Raw genomic sequence first — 16,544 nt, forward strand, 5'->3', positions numbered from 1 at the left:
AACAAGAGTCACGGCCATGCTGATCGACGAAGAATTCACCCTCAAGAAGCTGGAAATCTTCCTGGCGTTCATGCGCACCGGCAACCTGGCGCGGGCGGCGGCTGAATTGCAGACCAGCAACGTCAGCGTGCACCGGGCGATCCACTCCCTGGAAAACGCCCTGCGCTGCCCGCTGTTCAAGCACGAAGGGCGCAACCTCACGCCGCTGGAAAGCGCCTATGTGCTGGAGGAGCGTGCGCAAAAGCTGGTGCAGGATGTGGTCGACAGCGTGCGGGTGACCCGCGAGGCCGCCGGTTTCTCCGCCGAGCGCTTCAAGCTGGGTTCGCTGTATTCGTTGACGGTGAAGACTGTGCCGCAGTTGATCATGGGGCTGAAGATTCGCCGCAGCGAACTCAACATCGACCTGATCCTCGGCTCCAATTTCGACTTGCTGTACAAGCTGAAGAACATGGAAGTCGATGCGATCCTGATCTCCCTCGACGAGCACGCCAACGACCCGGACTGCGAACAGATCGCCCTGTTTTCCGACGACATCTTCCTCGCCACCCCGGCCGACTCCCCCTTCGACCGCGAGCAGGAAATCGACCTGGCGGATGTACGCGACGCTACCTTCATCACCCTCACCCAAGGCTTCGCCACCCATCAGGACGGCAACCGCGTGTTCAAGCAGGCAGGGTTCGAGCCAAAGGTGGCGATGCAGGTCAACGACATCTTCACCCTGCTGAGCATGGTCAGCTCGGGCGTGGGCTATGCGCTGCTGCCGGGGCGGATCGCGGCGGTGTACGAGAACCGGGTAAAGCTGATTCCCCTGCAACCGCGCTACCGCTTGCAGCAGCACATCGGCGTGGTGTTTCTGAAAGCCAAGGAGCGCGACCCGAACTTGCTCGCGCTGTTGGCAGAGTGCCGGATGTATGCCAACCGGCAGGCCTGACACCACAACACTCTCTGACTGATGCAAAACCTGTATGAGTGGGTTTCTGTGGTGAGCGGGCTTGCCCCGCGCTGGCCTGCGAAGCAGGCCCAATAAGGCAGCAGTGTTCTTTCAGGCAGACTGAGCGGGCAGGTTTTTGGGGCCGCTTCGCAGCCCAGCGCGGGGCAAGCCCGCTCACCACAGAAGCCCCCTCACCACAGAAGCCCGATCACCACAGAGGCCCGCTCAACACAGAAAAGCCCCTGGCCATCTCTCTAGCCGACAATCCCGCGCACGATGAAGTAGAGCACCGACGGCCCCAGCAAGCAGCCAAGCCCGGTGTGGAAGGTGGCGGTCAACGCGCCATACGGTACCAGCCGACGATCCGTTGCGGCCAGGCCGGCCGTCACGCCGCTCACGGTACCGGCCAGGCCACCGAACACCATGGCCGAGCGCGGGTTATCCAGGCCCATCCAGCGGGCCGCCATGGGCGTACCGACCATCACCAGGATCGCCTTGATCAACCCGGTGGCAATGGACAGCGCCACCACATCCGAGCTTGCACCCAATGCCGCCCCGGTCACCGGCCCGACGATGTAAGTCACCGCGCCCGCGCCGATGGTGGTCATGCTGATCGCATCGCGATAACCAAACGCCCAGGCAATGCTCGCGCCCACAATAAACGGCAACACCGTGCCCAACAGCAAGGCAATCGCACCAATCAACCCGGCCTTGCGCGCCTCGGTGGCCTGCACTTCAAACGCCGTGGCCACGATGGCAAAGTCCCGCAGCATGGCGCCGCCCATCAAGCCGATCCCGGAAAACAACGCCACGTCCGCCAGGCCTTTCTGCCCGCCGGTCAGCGTGCCGCCCACCCAGGCCAGCACCAGCCCGATCACAATCGCGATGGCCGAGCCGTGGATGCGTCCGAACGTCAGGCGCTTGGACAGCACCACCGAAATCCACATCACCACGCCGACAAACGCAAAGGCAGTCACCAAGCCGTTATTGGCCAGGCCTTTCTCGATGAGTTCCCACATATCAGCGACCTCCCGCGACAGGTGCAGCCGCGATCAACGGCTCTTCATCGGGCAGCGGTTCGCCTTTGTGCGTACGGCTGATCAAGGCAATCGTGCAACCACACACCACCACCGAACCAATCGCCGCCAGCACCGCCACCGGGCCGCCGTGCAGCGCGGTCACCACGTTTTGTTGCGCCGCCATCGCCACCACCACCGGGATGTACATGGCACCCCAGAAGCCGACGCCCATCTCGCATTCCTTGGTCATGCCGCCGTGCCTGTGCATCCACAACCGCGCGCAGATCAGCAGGATCATCGCGATCCCCACCCCGCCCACGTTGGATTTGACCCCCAGCAGCACGCCGAGCATGTCGCCCAGAATCACGCCGGCCAACATACAGATCGCCAGCAACGCCACACCGTAAATAATCATGATGGTTGTCCTCAAAGTGCTTCATCGAAATTGTTGTTTTTGTGCTTCGAAAGCCTTGGGTGGTGCTTTATCGGTGGCGGCGGCCCTCCTCTCGCAGCAAGGCCTGCAAGGTGTCCAGGCGGGCGCCTTCGAAGGCGATGACGGTGCCTTGCTCGAACACCCGGCGCGCGAGGCCCGTGAGCACGGCGCCGGGAGGCAGCTCGATGTGCAGGCGCACGCCACGCTCATAGGCGCTTTGCACGGTGCCGCGCCAGTCGACGATGCGACACATGTTGAAGGCGAGGTCGTCGCGCAGGTGTTCGGTGTTGTGGATCGGCCGGGCGCGGGTGCTGCTCAGGTAGGTGATGGCCGGCGTTTTCAGCGTCACTTCAGCGAAGGCTTGAGCCAGCGCCTCGGCGGGTTTTTCCAGCAGCGCGCAATGGGACGGCACGCTGACGGCCAGGCGTTTGGCGACGCCGTTGCCGCGAACCAGATGGGCGACTGCATTCATTGCTTCGTCGCTGCCGGCGATCACCGTCTGGTTATCGGCATTGATATTCGCCAGGTACACCGGGGTTTGCGGGCTGTGGACCTGGGCGAGCAAGGCTTCGACGGTGGACAGGTCCGGACCGATGAGGGCGGTCATGCCGTAGCCGTGGGGATACGCCCGCTGCATCAATTCGCCGCGCAGGCTGACGAGTTTCAGCGCATCGGCAAAGTCCAGGGAGCCGGCAATCACGGCGGCCGGATAGGCGCCGATGGACAGGCCGGCGACGTAATCGGGGGTGTGTTCCAGCCAGCGTGCACTGGCCACGCCGGCAATCAGCAAGCACAGCTGCACGGCGCGGGTCGAGGCCAGCGCTTGGGCAGAATCAAGCGTCAGAACGTCCTCGTTCAAGGCTGCACTGGCTTCTTCCAGCACCGCGCGCGGCAGTTGCTGGAGCATGCCGGGACGTTGGGCGCCCTGCCCCGGGAACGCCAGGAGGCTGCTCATGCCACGGCCTGCCAAGGGTCGATCACCAACTGCGCGCCGCTGGCATTTTTCAGCAGTACGCGACGTGAGCTGCCGGCCCACTCACGCAAGGCGACCGCGCCGAAAGGCGTTTGCAGTTGCAGGTCCACGGCGCACACCGCGGTGTCCAGTATCGCCAGCAGGTCCTCTGCATCGCCGCGATCAAGCGGCTCGGGCGTGCGCAAAATCAAATCCAGATCACTCTTGGCGTGCAGCGCTTCGATGCCGCTGGCCAGTTCGAAACCGGCACTGCCGGTGACGCCCCAGTTTTCCTGCGCCAGCACCGGGCGCAACTGAGCGAGGGCCTGCAACGCCGGTAAATCCCGTGGCGAAATCACACCGCGCAGGTCTTCCGGCACAACGCATCTTTGCACGGCTGCCATCGGCATCACGGCGGCGAAGCGCTGCTCGCGCAAGCGCCCGCGTACACCAACCGCCACTTGGCCCGGCGGCGCAAGCGCACGCCGTACCACCACCGGATGCCCGGCGGCCAACGCTTCCAGCACCCAGGCCGGCGCATCAGCGGGCGCATGCGCCGGGGTCATGCCCCAGAGCAAATCGTGAGCGTTCACCATTGCTCCCGCAGCAGTTGACGCACGTGGCTGGAGGCGGCGCGATTGGTGGCGCCCAGGCGACCGCTCAGGTCACGGCCGCCCGCCTCTACGTCCTTGATCGCGTGCACCAGGCAATCGCTGACTCGCGCGACATCTTCAGGAGTGGGCTGCTCAATCTGGCTGACCGACAAGGTCTCCCACAGCAAACCGAGGCTGGCATAGTTGTCGATGTCATAGGCCATCGGCGGCACGCTGGCGGCCAGGGCTTCCAGCTCTTCGACACTGCGCAGGGTCACCCGCGCCGCCGAGGCCTTGCCCATGGCATGCACCATCACGCCGGGGTCGCGCAGGGCAATCAGGCGGTTGGCCTGGTAACCATGGGCGAGGAAGGCGCCGGACATCGCCTTGCCGACCAGCAGCGCGATCACCGGGTGACCGGCCAAGCGGGCGCGGGCATAGCTGTCGGCGGCGGCGGCCAGAGCCTGGTGAATGCCAAGGGCTTCTTCGCGACGGCCATAAGCCTGGCTCGGCACATCGACGATCGCAATCAGCGGACGCTTGTCGCCGGTGTTGATCGCTTCGTCCACCGCCTTGGCCAAGCCCCAGCCTTCGAGCAAACCGACTTCACCGTTGCGAGCGCGGGGGAAGCGGTTTTCCGGGTCAGTGACCACCGCGATAAACCGCACGGATTGATCACCGAGCACACCGTCGGCGACCTTCAGCGAGTTCGGCAAACCGCCCACCGGCGTTGCATCGCTGCTCAATGCGTTGAACCACTGCAAACCTCTCATGAGCGTTCTCCCTGATACAGATCGCGAACCGCCGCCGGGTCGATTTGGGGTTCGGCGTTCAGTGCGGCCAGGCGGTCCAGATAGTGTTCGACCTGACGGCTGCGCTGCTTTTCCGGCAAGCCTTGGTGCAGCAGTTCGGAGACTTGCTGCTGAATCTGCGCCACATCGTCGGCCACATAACGGTCGGCCAAGCCGCTGTTAAAGCGTTGCTCGCCACCGGTCAGGCTCCAGATGAAGGGCCGGTCGCGGGAGTCATATTCCTCAAGCCCGGCTTCCTGTTCGATCACCTGCGGGCCGTTCAGACCAAGGCGCGCCTCACGGGTCACCAGCAGGTAACTGCACAGGCCGGCCGCGATGGACATGCCGCCAAAACAACCGACGCTGCCCGCCACCACACCGATCACCGGCTGGTACTGGCGCAGGTCGACAATCGCCGCGTGGATATCGGCAATCGCGGCCAGGCCCAGATTGGCCTCCTGCAAGCGCACGCCGCCGGTTTCCAACAGCAGGATGGCGCGCGTCGGGATGCCCTTGCGGTTGTCTTCAGCGGCCAACTCCAGCGCGCCGGCCATCTTTGCGCCGCCGACTTCACCGAGGCTGCCGCCCTGGAAATTGCCTTCGATGGCGGCGATGACCACCGGCAAACCGGCGATGCTGCCCTTGGCGATCACCACACCGTCATCCGCTTGAGGCACCACGCCCTGACGGCTCAGCCACGGCGACATGACGCGCTGGAACGGGTCGATCAGTTCGCGATAGCTACCCGCATCGAGCAAGGCCTTGGCCCGCTGCCGGGCGCCGAGTTCGACGAAGCTGTGTGTGTTCAGCAAGTCAGTCATGACCGATCTCCTCGAAGCCTTGCTCCAGGCGCAAACGCACCACGCCGGGGGTGGCGCCGAAGTCGTGGATATCGATGTTCAACGCGGGAGGCGTCTGCTCCTGGAAGATCCGTTCAAACAAGTGCTGCCAACGCAGCTGCGCACCGTTGACCGAAGTCTGCACTTGAATCGTCAGGGTGCCGGCAGTGCCCGGTTCCAGCAGCACTTCCAGGTCGCCGGAGCCGACGCAACCCACCAGCGCGCGGCCCTTGGCGGGCTGCCCGGCGGGGAATTCAAAGGATAAGGTTTCCATCACAGCGCTCCGTCGAGGCGGTCGATAAACAGGCAGGCGGCCAACAGGTCGGCGGCGCCACCGGGGGAGGCATTCAGCGCCAGCAGTTGCTGGTCCAGCTCGTGCAGTTGGCGGCGGCCGGCGAGGCTCGCACTGCCGCCGGCGTCCAGCACCGCTTGGGCTCCTTGTTGCATGGCCTGCAAGCCTTCAGGGCCGGCGCGGTAGAGCACGCAGGTGTCGGCCAGGTCCGTCATGATCGCCAGCAAGGCATCGAGGCGAGCGTTCTGTTCGCCGTGTTGGTGCAGGCGGCTTTTTTTCAGCTGTGGCAGGCCGCGTTGCAGCACCGAGGGGAAGCCCAGTTGCGCTTCTTCACGGGCACCGCGAGCGCCATAACGTTGTGCGACTTGGGCGCCGTGGCTCAGTGGTTGTGGTGCGTAGCGGTCGTTGAGCAGGGCCAGGCGGGCGGCGCGTAACGTCAGTGCGTTGGCGGTGCTGGATTCGGGTTGCAGCGCGGCGGCGGCGACTAACAAGCCGAGCGCCCAGATCGCGCCGCGATGGGTGTTCACGCCATCGGTGGTGACGAGCATCGCCTGTTCGCCTTCGCGACCAATTCGCCCGAGGGCTTCGCGCAGGGGTAAACCGACTTCGCCAAATTCGATAGCGGCCTCGGCCATTTCCCTGAACGCCGGCCACAGCGACAGCGCAGAAGCGTGCATCAAGCCGAGGTGCAAATCGGTATGGGCGCCATTGCCGCGACGGTCCACCAGTGCAGGTTTGGGCGACAGGTCGGCTTCATCAATCAGCGCATCGACGGCCATATCCGCCAAGCGTTCCGCCAGGGTCAGGTCGTGCAGTTTGAGTGCGTGCATTTACCAGCTCCTGAACTTGGCGGGCGGGTTGTACAAACCACCGGACCACTCCACCAGATCGGCCACGCTCTTGGCGGCCAGCAGCTCACGGGTGGCGTCGGTGCGGCGGATGCCGAGGTCTTCGGGCAAGGCGATCAAGCCTTCGCGGCGCATGCGCGCGGTGTCCTTGGGGTTGTGGCGCATGCCGATGGCAGTCACCCCGGCGACGGCGGCGATCATCGCCTGGCGCTCTTCCAGGGAGCGGGCCTTGTACAGGTAGGCGATGCCTTCTTCAGTGAGCAGGTGAGTGACGTCGTCGCCGTAGATCATGATCGGCGCCAGGGGCATGCCGCTTTTGCGTGCGACTTCTACCGCGTCGAGGGTTTCGACGAAGGTCGGTTTGCCGCCTTCCTGGAAGGTCTCGACCATTTGCACCACCAGCTTCTTGCCGCGTTCGAGCAAGGCTTCCGGGGCATCGTCGTGGCGCATGTCGAGCCAGGCGGGTGTGCCATGGCGGCGACCGCGCGGGTCGTGGCCCATGTTGGGCGCCCCGCCAAAACCGGCAAGGCGGCCACGCGTGACCGTGGAGGAATGCCCGTCGCCGTCGACTTGCAGAGTGGCGCCGATAAACAGGTCCACCGCGTATTGGCCAGCCAGTTGGCAGAACATCCGGTTGGAACGCAGCGAGCCATCGCGGCCGGTAAAGAACACATCCGGCCGGGCGGCGATGTAGTTTTCCATGCCCAGTTCGGTGCCGAAGCAATGCACGCTTTCGACCCAGCCGCTTTCGATGGCCGGGATCAGGGTTGGGTGCGGATTGAGGGTCCAGTTGCGGCAGATCTTGCCCTTCAAACCCAGGGATTCGCCGTAGGTCGGCAGGATCAATTCGATGGCGGCAGTGTTGAAACCGATGCCGTGGTTCAGGGACTGGACGTTGTGTTTTTCATAGATGCCACGGATCGCCATCATCGCCATCAACACATGCACCGGCTTGATGTGCCGTGGGTCGCGGGTGAACAGCGGTTCGATGTAGAAAGGCTTGTCGGCGACCACCACGAAGTCGACCCAGCTGGCGGGAATGTCGACGCGCGGCAGGTCGGTGACGTCATCCACCAGTTGGTTGACCTGGACGATAACAATGCCATCGCTGAAGGCCGCCGGCTCAATCAGCGCGGGCGTGTCTTCAGTGCTGGGGCCGGTGTAGATATTCCCGGCGCGGTCGGCCATGAAACCGGCGGACAGGACCACGTTGGGAATCAGGTCCACCACCAGCCGCGCGTAGAGTTCGATGTAGGTGTGAATCGCGCCGATTTCCAGCAGGCCGTCTTCCAGCAACTGGCTAATGCGCAGGGATTGAGTGCCGGCGAAGGAAAAATCCAGCTTGCGGGCGATGCCCTTTTCAAACAGGTCCAGGTGCTCAGAGCGCCCGACGCTGGGCATGATCATGTGCAGATCGTGAAGCTTGGCGGGATCGGCCTTGGCCAGGGAGCGGGAGAGGAAATCCGCCTGCTTCTGGTTGTTGCCTTCCAGCACCACACGGTCGCCGGGGAGGATCAGGGCTTCCAGGGCTTCGACGATACGGTCGCTGGGGAGCACGGCGCCATCGGCGAAGGATCGCACTAACGCCAGCCGACGCTGCTTCTCGTCGCGCCGCCGCGTCCAGCGCGAGTCGGGGGAAGTTGTTGTTGTCATGGTCGCTCCACGGGATGTGCTGTCGTGGGCTGTACCTTAGGAGGGTATTGGGGGGGCATCAATCAAGCTGGGCGGTGGATCGTTACGACTGGAGTAATGGTTCGCCAGCAAACACTGGATTGGGACCAACAGAGATCAAATGTGGGAGCTGGCTTGCCTGCGATGGCATCGCTGCGGTGAGCCTAACTCACTGAGTCGCCCGCATCGCAGGCAAGCCAGCTCCCACATTTTGATCGGCTGTGTTCTTAAGAATGGACACATGAGTCCCAAAATGGGAACGATCAGTCCCTTTTTGGGACTGATCCCGCTTCGTCACATAGCCGCTGGGCTTACCTGCTCCAACGCCTGATCAACCAGTAACTGCCCCAGTTCACTCATTTGTTGAATGGCCAGTACCACGCCGCGCTGCGAACCTTCCAATTCGAAGGCCAGGTTGGAGGTCAGGGCGTTGAGTGAGGCAAAGGTTTCAGAAGCGTTGGCCAGCAGGGCTTCGGTGGATTGAGAGGGAGTGACGGTAAAGAGTGAAGATGAAGCGGAAGTCGGAAAGTAATGATCCATTGCACGCTCGGCGGCGGCCTGGAGTTTGCGGTGTTCGATTTCGGTGTTGTGCGGCGGATTGGGGGTAGGTTTGAACATGATGTGCAGCTCCGATATGTATTAGGAAAGCTGACACCGTCCGCTTGCACGCGAATAAGGTGGCAGCTGTGCGCAGGTGTGCAAGACCGGGCATATCGGACCCCGGCAGACCCCAAGGGATCTCCCACGCACAGCCGCCATAAGAAATACAGCAGGCATAAAAAACGCCCGTTGAATGGCTATGGGCGTTGGTGCGCCGATATGTAACCGGACTTGCACGTCCGTGTCACCGTTTTTTGCGATGACGGACGAAGACTAGGCGCGATCGCAGGGCACAACAAGTTCATGCACAGCGCGAGAGGTTGCAGGAAAAATCCGACCGTAAATCACAAGCTGATTGTTCCTACGAACTTTTCGGGTTGTTGCTCGGAACCTGCCTCTCTAGCCTTTTCGGTCCGAATCATGTCACCGACTGGGCGTTATGAATCTGATACCCAAACCCGATACAAGGCCATTGCACAGCGTGATGTATCACATCACAATCTCGCCATGATCGTTAGCTGGAAACATAAAGGCCTCAAGGTCTTTTTTGAGACTGGCTCTACCAAAGGCATCAACGCAAACCATGCAAAACGCTTGCGTCGTGTGTTGCTGGTTCTGAATAGAGCCAAACACCGTGATGAACTGGACCTGCCCGGCTGGCGGTTTCACCGATTGAAAGGCGATCTGATCGACTACTGGTCCGTCAGTATCAGCGGTAACTGGCGCATTATTTTTCGGATGTTCAATGACCAGGTAGAACTGGTTGATTATCTGGACTACCACTGAGTAAAGGCATCGATATGGACATGCATAACCCTCCCCACCCTGGCGAAATCCTGCTTGAGGACGTGATCCCGGCCTTGGGCATCACCATTACTGAGATGGCACGGCGTCTTGGCTTCGCCAGGGAGACATTCTCTAGAATCCTCCACGGACATGCGCCCATCAGCCCGGATCTTGCCGTAAGGCTTGAACGGGCAGGTATCAGCAAAGCTCGGTTGTGGCTATCGATGCAAAGTGCGTATGACCTATGGCAAGCAGAACATCGGGAGCAACCGAGAATCGAGCGGTTTGCACGGATTGACTGACGGTTACACTCAGGCCAATCCGGCCTCGACCAACAACGCTTCCAACCCCATCAGGTCCGGCACCCTGGCCACATGCTCCCCCACCTGCACCGCCGCCAGTTCCAGGGGGCACAACGGCACGTCCACATAACTCAGTTGGCTATCGAGCTTGTACGAACGCGGAATCCCCTGGATCACCAACGCAATAAACTTCAACGTCGGCCGTCCTCCAAGGGCGTTCAGCACCACAATCCGTGCCCGTTCGCCCACCACACCCGACTCGCCACACGCGGCCTCAAAGCTGATCAGCGGCAACTGCCGATCCCGCCAGGTGACTTGCCGCAGGTACCACGGCGGCGCGTCGCTGGCCGGTTCGCCGCGCTGGAAGTCGATCAGTTCGGCCACGGCGACGTTGGGCAATAAAAGGTGGCGGTCGGCCAACGGCAGCAGCAAGCCGGTGAGTTGGGTAGCGCGGTGATCAAGCACGGGACTTGCTCCAGTAAGCGATGCTTTCCAGCAGCACCGACTCTTGATAAGGCTTGCCGAGGTAGTCGTTGACGCCTATCGCCATGGCGCGGTCGCGGTGTTTTTGCCCGGTGCGCGACGTGATCATGATGATGGGCATGCGCATCAGCCGTGGGTCGTCGCGCACCTGGATGGCCACTTCGAAGCCGTCCATGCGCGGCATTTCGATGTCGAGCAGCATCAGGTCCGGGGTGTGTTCTTCCAGCACGGCCATGGCGTCGATGCCGTCCTTGGCGGTGAGCACGTTCATGCCGTTGCGCTCCAGCAGGCGGCTGGTGACTTTGCGCACGGTGACCGAGTCGTCCACCACCAGCACCAGCAGCGGGCGCTTTTTCAGGGGGTCGTTGAGGATCAACGGTGCGTCGGCCGCCTGGGCCGGCAAGGCCGGTGGGCGCGCGCGGATGTGCGCCAGCAGGTCGATGATCAGTACCACGCGGCCATCGCCCAGGATGGTTGCGCCCGACAAGCCCTTCACCCCGGCAAATTGCGGCCCCAGGCCCTTGACCACGATCTCGCGGGTACCGGCCATGGCGTCCACTTGCACCGCCACGCGCCGCTCGTTGCACTGCACCAGCAGCACCGGCAGCGGCTGGTACTGGCCCAGCAGGTTCGGGCGGCCGACGGTGTGCAGCAGGTCGCCGAGGTAGAACAGTTCGTAGCGTTGGCCGGCGTATTCGTAACGCGGCGGATCCTGCTGATAGTGCCCTTCCAGCTCGTGGGGCATGACCCGCACCAGGCCTTCGATGGTGTTCAGCGGGATCGCGTATTGATCGTCCGCACATTGCACCATCAGCGCCTGGTTGACCGACACGGTGAACGGCAGGCGAATGCGAAAGTGCACGCCCTCCCCCGGCGTCGAATCGATGACCATCGAACCGCCCAGCTGGCGCACTTCTTCATGCACCACGTCCATGCCGACGCCACGCCCGGAAATCTGGGTGATTTTTTCGGCAGTGGAAAACCCCGGTTGCAGGATGAACTGCAACACGTCGCGGTCGCTGATTTCCAGGTTGGGGTCGAGCAAGCCGCGCTTGATCGCCTTGCGCCGTACGGCTTCAAGCGGCACGCCGGCGCCGTCGTCGCGCATGTCGAAAACGATGTCGCCGCCTTCGTGGGTCAGGTCCAGGGTGATGCGGCCTTTTTCAGGCTTGCCCGCCAGCAACCGCGCATCGCGGGATTCCAGGCCATGGTCGACGGCGTTGCGCAGCATATGCTCCAACGGCGCAACCATGCGCTCCAGCACGTTTCGGTCCATCTCGCCTTCGGCATTGCCGACGATAAATTCCACGTCCTTGCCCAGCTCTCCGGCCACCTGCCGCACGATGCGTTTAAGGCGCGGCAGCATGCGTTCGAAGGGCACCATGCGCGTGCGCATCAGGCCTTCCTGCAACTCGGTGTTGATACGTGCCTGTTGCTGCAGCAGGTTGTGGGCGTCCTGGTTGCGACGGTCGAGGGTTTCCTTGAGGTCGAGCAGGTCAGAGGCCGATTCGAACAAGGCCCGGGACAGTTGCTGCAGCTGGGAATGGCGGTCCATTTCCAGTGGGTCGAATTCCTCGTAGCCCAGGCGTTCGGCCTCAGCCTGCTGGCGGCTGAGGATGCGGCCCTGGGTTTCGGTGTCGAGCCGGCGCAGTTGATCGCGCATGCGCTCGATGGTGGTTTCCACTTCATGCAGGGCGATGCTCGCATCGTTGACCTGTTGCTCGATGCGCCCACGGAAGATCGAGGTTTCACCGGCCAGGTTGACCAGATCGTCCAGCAAGTCGGCGGATATTTTCACCATGTCGGCGGCCGGATCACTGGCCGGCGCCGCTTCGGTTTTGGTCGCCGCCAACGCCACCGGTGCGGCGGTCACTTCAGCCGGATGCACCAGGCTTTTGATCCGCTCGATCAGCAGGTCCACCGAGCCCACCGGCAGCCCGGCCGCCACCGCATCGATCATCTGCGCCAGACGGTCGTGGCAACCTTGCAGCAACGCAAACAGCTCCGCCGAGGGCGCCAGCAAACCTGCCGACAAGCCTTCGTAGAGAAATTCCAGCTCATGGGCCAGGTCGCCAATCGGGCCGATCTCGACCATGCGCGCGCCACCCTTGAGGGTGTGCAGGTCGCGCAGCAGGGTCTCGACTTCCTGGCGACTTTTCGGCTCGGCCTGCCAGCGCAACAGCGCGGCACCGGAGCTGTCGAGGATGTCGGCGGCTTCTTCGAGAAAGATATCCAGCAGCTCGGGATCAGTGCCCGGCGTCTCGACTTCGGCTGCCGCTACGGGCGCCGCTTGCCCGGTACTTTGGCGTAACTCACGCAAGTGGCTGATCAGGTCGCTGGAGTCGCTCAGTGGTTGCTGGTGTTGCAGCTGTTCAAGCAGCAGCGCCAGTCGCTCATGACTGGCCATCAATACGTTCCCCAGCTCGCCGGAATAGCTGTAGCGACGGTCTACCAGACCTTCGTAAAGGTTTTCCAACTCGAGTGCCAGGTCGCCCACCGCGCCGATCTCGGCCATACGCGCGCCACCCTTGAGGGTGTGCAAATCCCGCTGCAAGGATGAGAGCGGCGCGGCGTTATCCGGGTCCAGCAGCCAGCGTTTGAGGGACTGGCCGGCGCTGTCGAGGATGTCTACCGCTTCCTCAAGGAAGATCTCGACGATCTCGTCATCCACCGCAAAGCCCTGGTCCAGCTTCGCCGTGGCGGCGCCCAGTTCGGAGATGCTCAGGGCGCGGCTGCCATCGCTTTTGATCAGGCCGGTGGCAGACGGGTCGAGGCCTTCATCCAGCAACTCGCGCAGGGCTCGCACCCGTGCCGGGGCCGGGCTGATTTCCTGGCCGGCGGCCAGTTGGTCGAGCATGTTGATCAGGGCTTCGTGGGCCTGTTCGGCCTCGTGGAAGAAGCGCTCGCTGACCGCCAGGCTGCTTTCTTCCACCGCGCCGTAGAGGTCGAGCAGGGCTTCGCACAGTTCGTCCATCGGGTGCAGGTCGGCCAGGTGCGCGCCTTCGCCGAGGGTGGTCAGTTCGTCCAGCAGCGCACTCAGTTCCTGGCGCTCGCCGGGGTGCTGTTGCCAGCGGCGCAGCAGGCTTTCGGCGTCCAGCAGAATGTCCATGCCCTGGGCCAGGAAGTTATTGATCAACTGCGGGTCGCGCTTGATCCGCAGGCCGGTGTTGGGCGCATTCAGCAAGGCTTCAAGCTGGCTGTTCAGCAGGTTCTGCGTGCGTTCGATCAACCCTGCCGCACCGGTGATGGGCGCATGGGGATCGCTGTCCAGCTGGCGCACGCCGCGCTGGAACAGTGCCTCGGCCTCCAGCAGCAATTCGATTTCATCCAGGTCCAGCGGCAGGCGGTGGGCCTTGTATTCGCGGGTCAGATGGTCGAGCGGGCGCGCCAGCTCGGCGATGGGCAACACGCCGGCCATGTAAGCACTGCCCTTGAGGGTGTGCAGCGCGCGTTGCAGTTCATCGCTGACTTGCAGCGGCAGGTGCTCGGTGGCCTGTTGCAGGAAATGGTTGAGGCTGTCGAGGTGACTCTGGGCTTCGTTGCGGAAGATTTCCAGCAGTTGCGGGTCCAGGGTGGCCGGGTCTGTGGCCGACGGTTCGACACCGCTGGCCAAGGCATGCGCCCGTGCTGCCAGCTCGTCTACGTCATCGCGCTGGCGCTGGGCATCGGCGGCGAAATCGGTGATCAGCTCAGGCAGCAATTCCACCACATCATCCAGCACCGCTTGCACATCCGGGCCCGGCGCGACGCTGCGTTCCAGCACGCGATTGAGCAGGTTTTCCACTGCCCAGGCCAGCTCCGCCAACACCAAGGCACGGACCATGCGGCCGCTGCCCTTCAAGGTGTGGAAGGCGCGGCGCATTTCGGTCAGGGTGGGCTTGTCTTCAAGGCTCGCGGTGCCGGCAGGTACGTAGCGGTGCAGCACGTCGAGGACTTCGGCGGTTTCTTCGAGGAAGACTTCCCGCAATTCATCGTCGATGGCTTCTTCGCCGGCAGGCGGCGGCAGCAGGCTGCCGGGACGCTGGAGAGCCGGCGGGTTGAGGCGCGAGGTGGGGCTGGCCAGCGCATCCGCGAGAAACGGGGTTTGCTCCGAAGGCGAGTCGTCCTGAGCGAGCAGTGCCTGGCGCCAGGGTTTTTCGGCCGGCAAATAGCCGAGCGCAGCCAGGCCTTCGGCGGCGACTTCCAGCACACGTTCGCCCGGGGCGTCATGGTCCTGGAGCATGCGTTCCAGGTAGTACTCGAGGCTGGTGAGCACATCGGCAAAATGCTCAAGCTGCGCCTCGGAAGGCGCGGCGTCACTGACCATCAACTGCTCGTTGACGTAATCATTGCAGCCACGCATCAGGCTCGCCGCGCGGGGCAGCGGAATCATCGCCAGCGCGCCGCGTACCTGGGTCAACAACTCGGGCAGCGACTCCAGGCGCTGGCGGTCCCAGTGGGCCTCGATGCAGTCGATCACCAGCTCTTTGGCCTGGGTCAGGCACTGGCAGGATTCGCGGATCACCAGGTGGTGGATCTGCGTCAGGTCGGTGGTAGGCAGGCGACTTTCTTCACGGCGCTCCGGCTCGACAGTGCCGACCATCCCGGCCAGCGTGGCTTCGACGTAGAGCAACGCACCGGCGACGTCCATCAACACCGCGTCGTTGGGCTCGCGCTGCCCCTGGGCTAGGCCGAGCACCACCGCCAGTTGGTCGATGATCACTTTGCGCGGCTGACCGAAACCCAGTACGGCCAGGGTGTCGGCGATCTGCCGCAAGGGCGCCAGCAAGGCCTCAAGGTCCGAGGCGTGTTGACGGTCGCTGCGCACGAACAGGTCCAGGCGTTCCTTGACCCGCACCAGTTCCTCGCACAGCGCGCCGAGCACCGAGCCCATGGCGTCGCGGTCCGGACCGGCCAGGCGGGCGCGTTCGGCATCCACCACGGCGCTGTCGGGCAGGGCTTCATCGAGGCCATAGCGTTCTTTCAAACTTTGCATCCGTGGAGTCGGTCGGGTGACTTTGGCGACGTAGAACAACAGGCTCTTGAGCAACTCATCCGGGGCCGGGGTGTTGATCCCGTTGATGCCCTGGATCAGCAGGCGCTTGAGTTCCTTGTCGCTGGCCTTGAGCAAACTGCGCAACGCCGGGCTGTTGGCGACCACGCCAATGAGCATGCCTTCCACCAGCGCCGAGGTCACCTGCCACAACGGTAACAGCGGCGCACCATGGCACAGGGCTTCGAGGCGGGCGAATACCCGCGCCATGTCTTCCAGGTTGCTGGGGCCGTGGTCTTCGCGCAGCAAGCCGACCAGCGCCTGTTGCAGCATCTGCCGCCACTGGCGCAGCAACCCGGGGAAATCCTCCGGCGTGCGCTGGGCCAGCGCTTCCTCGGGCAGTGGCGGGATCACCAACAGTTGCGGGCTGAACAGGCTGGTTTCCGAGAGCAGGCTTTCGCCGCGCACGCTGCGCAGGTCGTTGAGCAGCGGCAGTACCACCAAGGGCAAATCGCGCCGGGCGCTGTGCACGCGGTCGAGGTACAGCGGCAATTGGCCGAGGCCCTGTTGCAACAAGCGAATGCCTTCATCGCGCTGGCTGACGCGCGCGCCTTGCAGGGCAAGCGCCAGTTGTTCCATTTCTTCAGCGAACAGCGCCGCGCCGTAGAACTCGACCATCAGCAGGCTGCCATGGACCTGATGGATGCATTCCAGGCACTGGCCGATAGCCTCGCTGCTGCCGTCTTCCACATAGGCGTCCAGCGCCGAACGGGCCTGTTTCAGGGTTTCGGCAATTTCGCCCTTGACCCATTCGAGGGCCACGTAGTCGTGCCGATCAACCATAACCGCTCCCGTCTGAATTCATGAGTTGCTGTGTGACCACCGATTCCAGAATCAATGGAGGTCAAATGTGAGAGCGGGCTTGTTGTGGTGAGCGGGCTTGCCCCGCGTTGGGCTGCGAAGCAGCCCCATCAATCAGTGGTGAACCCGACGGGGGACAAGCCCCCTCACCACAACAAGCCAGCTCCCACA

The 16,544-nt window shown here is 63.3% G+C and carries 15 protein-coding genes; 3 read left to right on the forward strand and 12 right to left on the reverse strand.

Going from position 1 to position 16,544, the window contains the following annotated elements; translation table 11 throughout:
* The first annotated feature begins 16 nt into the window (after nucleotides 1-16).
* Entirely contained in the window at nucleotides 17-931 is a 915-nt protein-coding gene (locus MUM_RS0104940; protein ID WP_010167642.1) for a LysR family transcriptional regulator, read from the forward strand.
* Between the two features lie 254 nt (nucleotides 932-1,185).
* Here the strand turns inward: MUM_RS0104940 and madM are convergent, their stop codons facing one another.
* The 10 genes from madM to MUM_RS0104990 form a co-directional block, all read right to left on the reverse strand.
* Nucleotides 1,186-1,950 carry a malonate transporter subunit MadM gene (madM, locus tag MUM_RS0104945; protein ID WP_003216820.1) on the reverse strand — a complete coding sequence of 255 codons (765 nt, stop codon included), beginning with the start codon at nucleotides 1,948-1,950 and terminating at the stop codon, nucleotides 1,186-1,188.
* Nucleotide 1,951: 1 nt separating this feature from the next.
* Nucleotides 1,952-2,365: a malonate transporter subunit MadL gene (madL, locus tag MUM_RS0104950; RefSeq protein ID WP_010167643.1), complete on the reverse strand. Its 414-nt coding sequence runs from the start codon at nucleotides 2,363-2,365 to the stop codon at nucleotides 1,952-1,954.
* A 67-nt stretch (nucleotides 2,366-2,432) separates the two neighbouring features.
* Entirely contained in the window at nucleotides 2,433-3,338 is a 906-nt protein-coding gene (mdcH, locus tag MUM_RS0104955; protein WP_010167644.1) for a malonate decarboxylase subunit epsilon, read from the reverse strand.
* A complete protein-coding gene (locus tag MUM_RS0104960; RefSeq protein ID WP_010167645.1) occupies nucleotides 3,335-3,931 on the reverse strand; it encodes a malonate decarboxylase holo-ACP synthase in 597 nt (198 codons plus the stop codon). Before MUM_RS0104960 ends, mdcH begins: the two co-directional genes overlap by 4 nt.
* A complete protein-coding gene (gene mdcE, locus MUM_RS0104965; protein ID WP_010167647.1) occupies nucleotides 3,925-4,701 on the reverse strand; it encodes a biotin-independent malonate decarboxylase subunit gamma in 777 nt (258 codons plus the stop codon). Before mdcE ends, MUM_RS0104960 begins: the two co-directional genes overlap by 7 nt.
* On the reverse strand, nucleotides 4,698-5,540 hold the full coding sequence (locus MUM_RS0104970; protein WP_010167649.1) for a biotin-independent malonate decarboxylase subunit beta: 843 nt from the start codon (nucleotides 5,538-5,540) through the stop codon (nucleotides 4,698-4,700). Before MUM_RS0104970 ends, mdcE begins: the two co-directional genes overlap by 4 nt.
* Nucleotides 5,533-5,832 carry a malonate decarboxylase subunit delta gene (locus MUM_RS0104975; protein WP_003216806.1) on the reverse strand — a complete coding sequence of 100 codons (300 nt, stop codon included), beginning with the start codon at nucleotides 5,830-5,832 and terminating at the stop codon, nucleotides 5,533-5,535. Before MUM_RS0104975 ends, MUM_RS0104970 begins: the two co-directional genes overlap by 8 nt.
* Nucleotides 5,832-6,680, reverse strand: a complete 849-nt coding sequence (locus MUM_RS0104980; protein ID WP_010167651.1) for a triphosphoribosyl-dephospho-CoA synthase — start codon at nucleotides 6,678-6,680, stop codon at nucleotides 5,832-5,834. Before MUM_RS0104980 ends, MUM_RS0104975 begins: the two co-directional genes overlap by 1 nt.
* Nucleotides 6,681-8,351, reverse strand: coding sequence for a malonate decarboxylase subunit alpha (gene mdcA / locus MUM_RS0104985; RefSeq protein WP_010167653.1), 1,671 nt, complete (start codon nucleotides 8,349-8,351; stop codon nucleotides 6,681-6,683). It lies immediately after the preceding gene.
* A gap of 312 nt (nucleotides 8,352-8,663) precedes the next feature.
* Nucleotides 8,664-8,987, reverse strand: a complete 324-nt coding sequence (locus MUM_RS0104990; RefSeq protein ID WP_008434138.1) for a DUF6124 family protein — start codon at nucleotides 8,985-8,987, stop codon at nucleotides 8,664-8,666.
* Nucleotides 8,988-9,476: 489 nt separating this feature from the next.
* Between MUM_RS0104990 and MUM_RS0104995 the strand changes: the two genes are divergently transcribed.
* Together MUM_RS0104995 and MUM_RS0105000 are read left to right on the forward strand one after the other, a co-directional pair.
* Nucleotides 9,477-9,755 (forward strand): type II toxin-antitoxin system RelE/ParE family toxin, encoded by a 279-nt coding sequence (locus MUM_RS0104995; protein WP_010167656.1) that lies wholly within the window; start codon nucleotides 9,477-9,479, stop codon nucleotides 9,753-9,755.
* Between the two features lie 14 nt (nucleotides 9,756-9,769).
* The gene (locus tag MUM_RS0105000) at nucleotides 9,770-10,057 is read left to right on the forward strand and encodes a HigA family addiction module antitoxin (protein ID WP_010167658.1); all 288 of its coding nucleotides are present in this window, start codon (nucleotides 9,770-9,772) and stop codon (nucleotides 10,055-10,057) included.
* 9 nt (nucleotides 10,058-10,066) lie between these two features.
* On the opposite strand, the gene MUM_RS0105005 is transcribed toward MUM_RS0105000, so the two are convergent.
* Together MUM_RS0105005 and MUM_RS0105010 are read right to left on the reverse strand one after the other, a co-directional pair.
* Nucleotides 10,067-10,522 carry a chemotaxis protein CheW gene (locus MUM_RS0105005; protein WP_010167660.1) on the reverse strand — a complete coding sequence of 152 codons (456 nt, stop codon included), beginning with the start codon at nucleotides 10,520-10,522 and terminating at the stop codon, nucleotides 10,067-10,069.
* Nucleotides 10,515-16,355, reverse strand: a complete 5,841-nt coding sequence (locus MUM_RS0105010) for an Hpt domain-containing protein (RefSeq protein WP_010167662.1) — start codon at nucleotides 16,353-16,355, stop codon at nucleotides 10,515-10,517. Before MUM_RS0105010 ends, MUM_RS0105005 begins: the two co-directional genes overlap by 8 nt.
* Nucleotides 16,356-16,544 lie beyond the last annotated feature (189 nt).

The sequence above is a fragment of the Pseudomonas sp. PAMC 25886 genome, from assembly GCF_000242655.1.
Taxonomy (GTDB): Bacteria; Pseudomonadota; Gammaproteobacteria; order Pseudomonadales; family Pseudomonadaceae; genus Aquipseudomonas.

Excerpts from the sequence above, each read along its gene's own strand:
- MUM_RS0104940 (WP_010167642.1), top strand. The coding sequence starts at position 17 with ATGCTGATCGACGAAGAATTCACCCTCAAGAAGCTGGAAATCTTCCTG.
- madM (WP_003216820.1), bottom strand. The coding sequence starts at position 1,950 with ATGTGGGAACTCATCGAGAAAGGCCTGGCCAATAACGGCTTGGTGACT.
- madL (WP_010167643.1), bottom strand. The coding sequence starts at position 2,365 with ATGATTATTTACGGTGTGGCGTTGCTGGCGATCTGTATGTTGGCCGGC.
- mdcH (WP_010167644.1), bottom strand. The coding sequence starts at position 3,338 with ATGAGCAGCCTCCTGGCGTTCCCGGGGCAGGGCGCCCAACGTCCCGGC.
- MUM_RS0104960 (WP_010167645.1), bottom strand. The coding sequence starts at position 3,931 with ATGGTGAACGCTCACGATTTGCTCTGGGGCATGACCCCGGCGCATGCG.
- mdcE (WP_010167647.1), bottom strand. The coding sequence starts at position 4,701 with ATGAGAGGTTTGCAGTGGTTCAACGCATTGAGCAGCGATGCAACGCCG.
- MUM_RS0104970 (WP_010167649.1), bottom strand. The coding sequence starts at position 5,540 with ATGACTGACTTGCTGAACACACACAGCTTCGTCGAACTCGGCGCCCGG.
- MUM_RS0104975 (WP_003216806.1), bottom strand. The coding sequence starts at position 5,832 with ATGGAAACCTTATCCTTTGAATTCCCCGCCGGGCAGCCCGCCAAGGGC.
- MUM_RS0104980 (WP_010167651.1), bottom strand. The coding sequence starts at position 6,680 with ATGCACGCACTCAAACTGCACGACCTGACCCTGGCGGAACGCTTGGCG.
- mdcA (WP_010167653.1), bottom strand. The coding sequence starts at position 8,351 with ATGACAACAACAACTTCCCCCGACTCGCGCTGGACGCGGCGGCGCGAC.
- MUM_RS0104990 (WP_008434138.1), bottom strand. The coding sequence starts at position 8,987 with ATGTTCAAACCTACCCCCAATCCGCCGCACAACACCGAAATCGAACAC.
- MUM_RS0104995 (WP_010167656.1), top strand. The coding sequence starts at position 9,477 with ATGATCGTTAGCTGGAAACATAAAGGCCTCAAGGTCTTTTTTGAGACT.
- MUM_RS0105000 (WP_010167658.1), top strand. The coding sequence starts at position 9,770 with ATGGACATGCATAACCCTCCCCACCCTGGCGAAATCCTGCTTGAGGAC.
- MUM_RS0105010 (WP_010167662.1), bottom strand. The coding sequence starts at position 16,355 with ATGGTTGATCGGCACGACTACGTGGCCCTCGAATGGGTCAAGGGCGAA.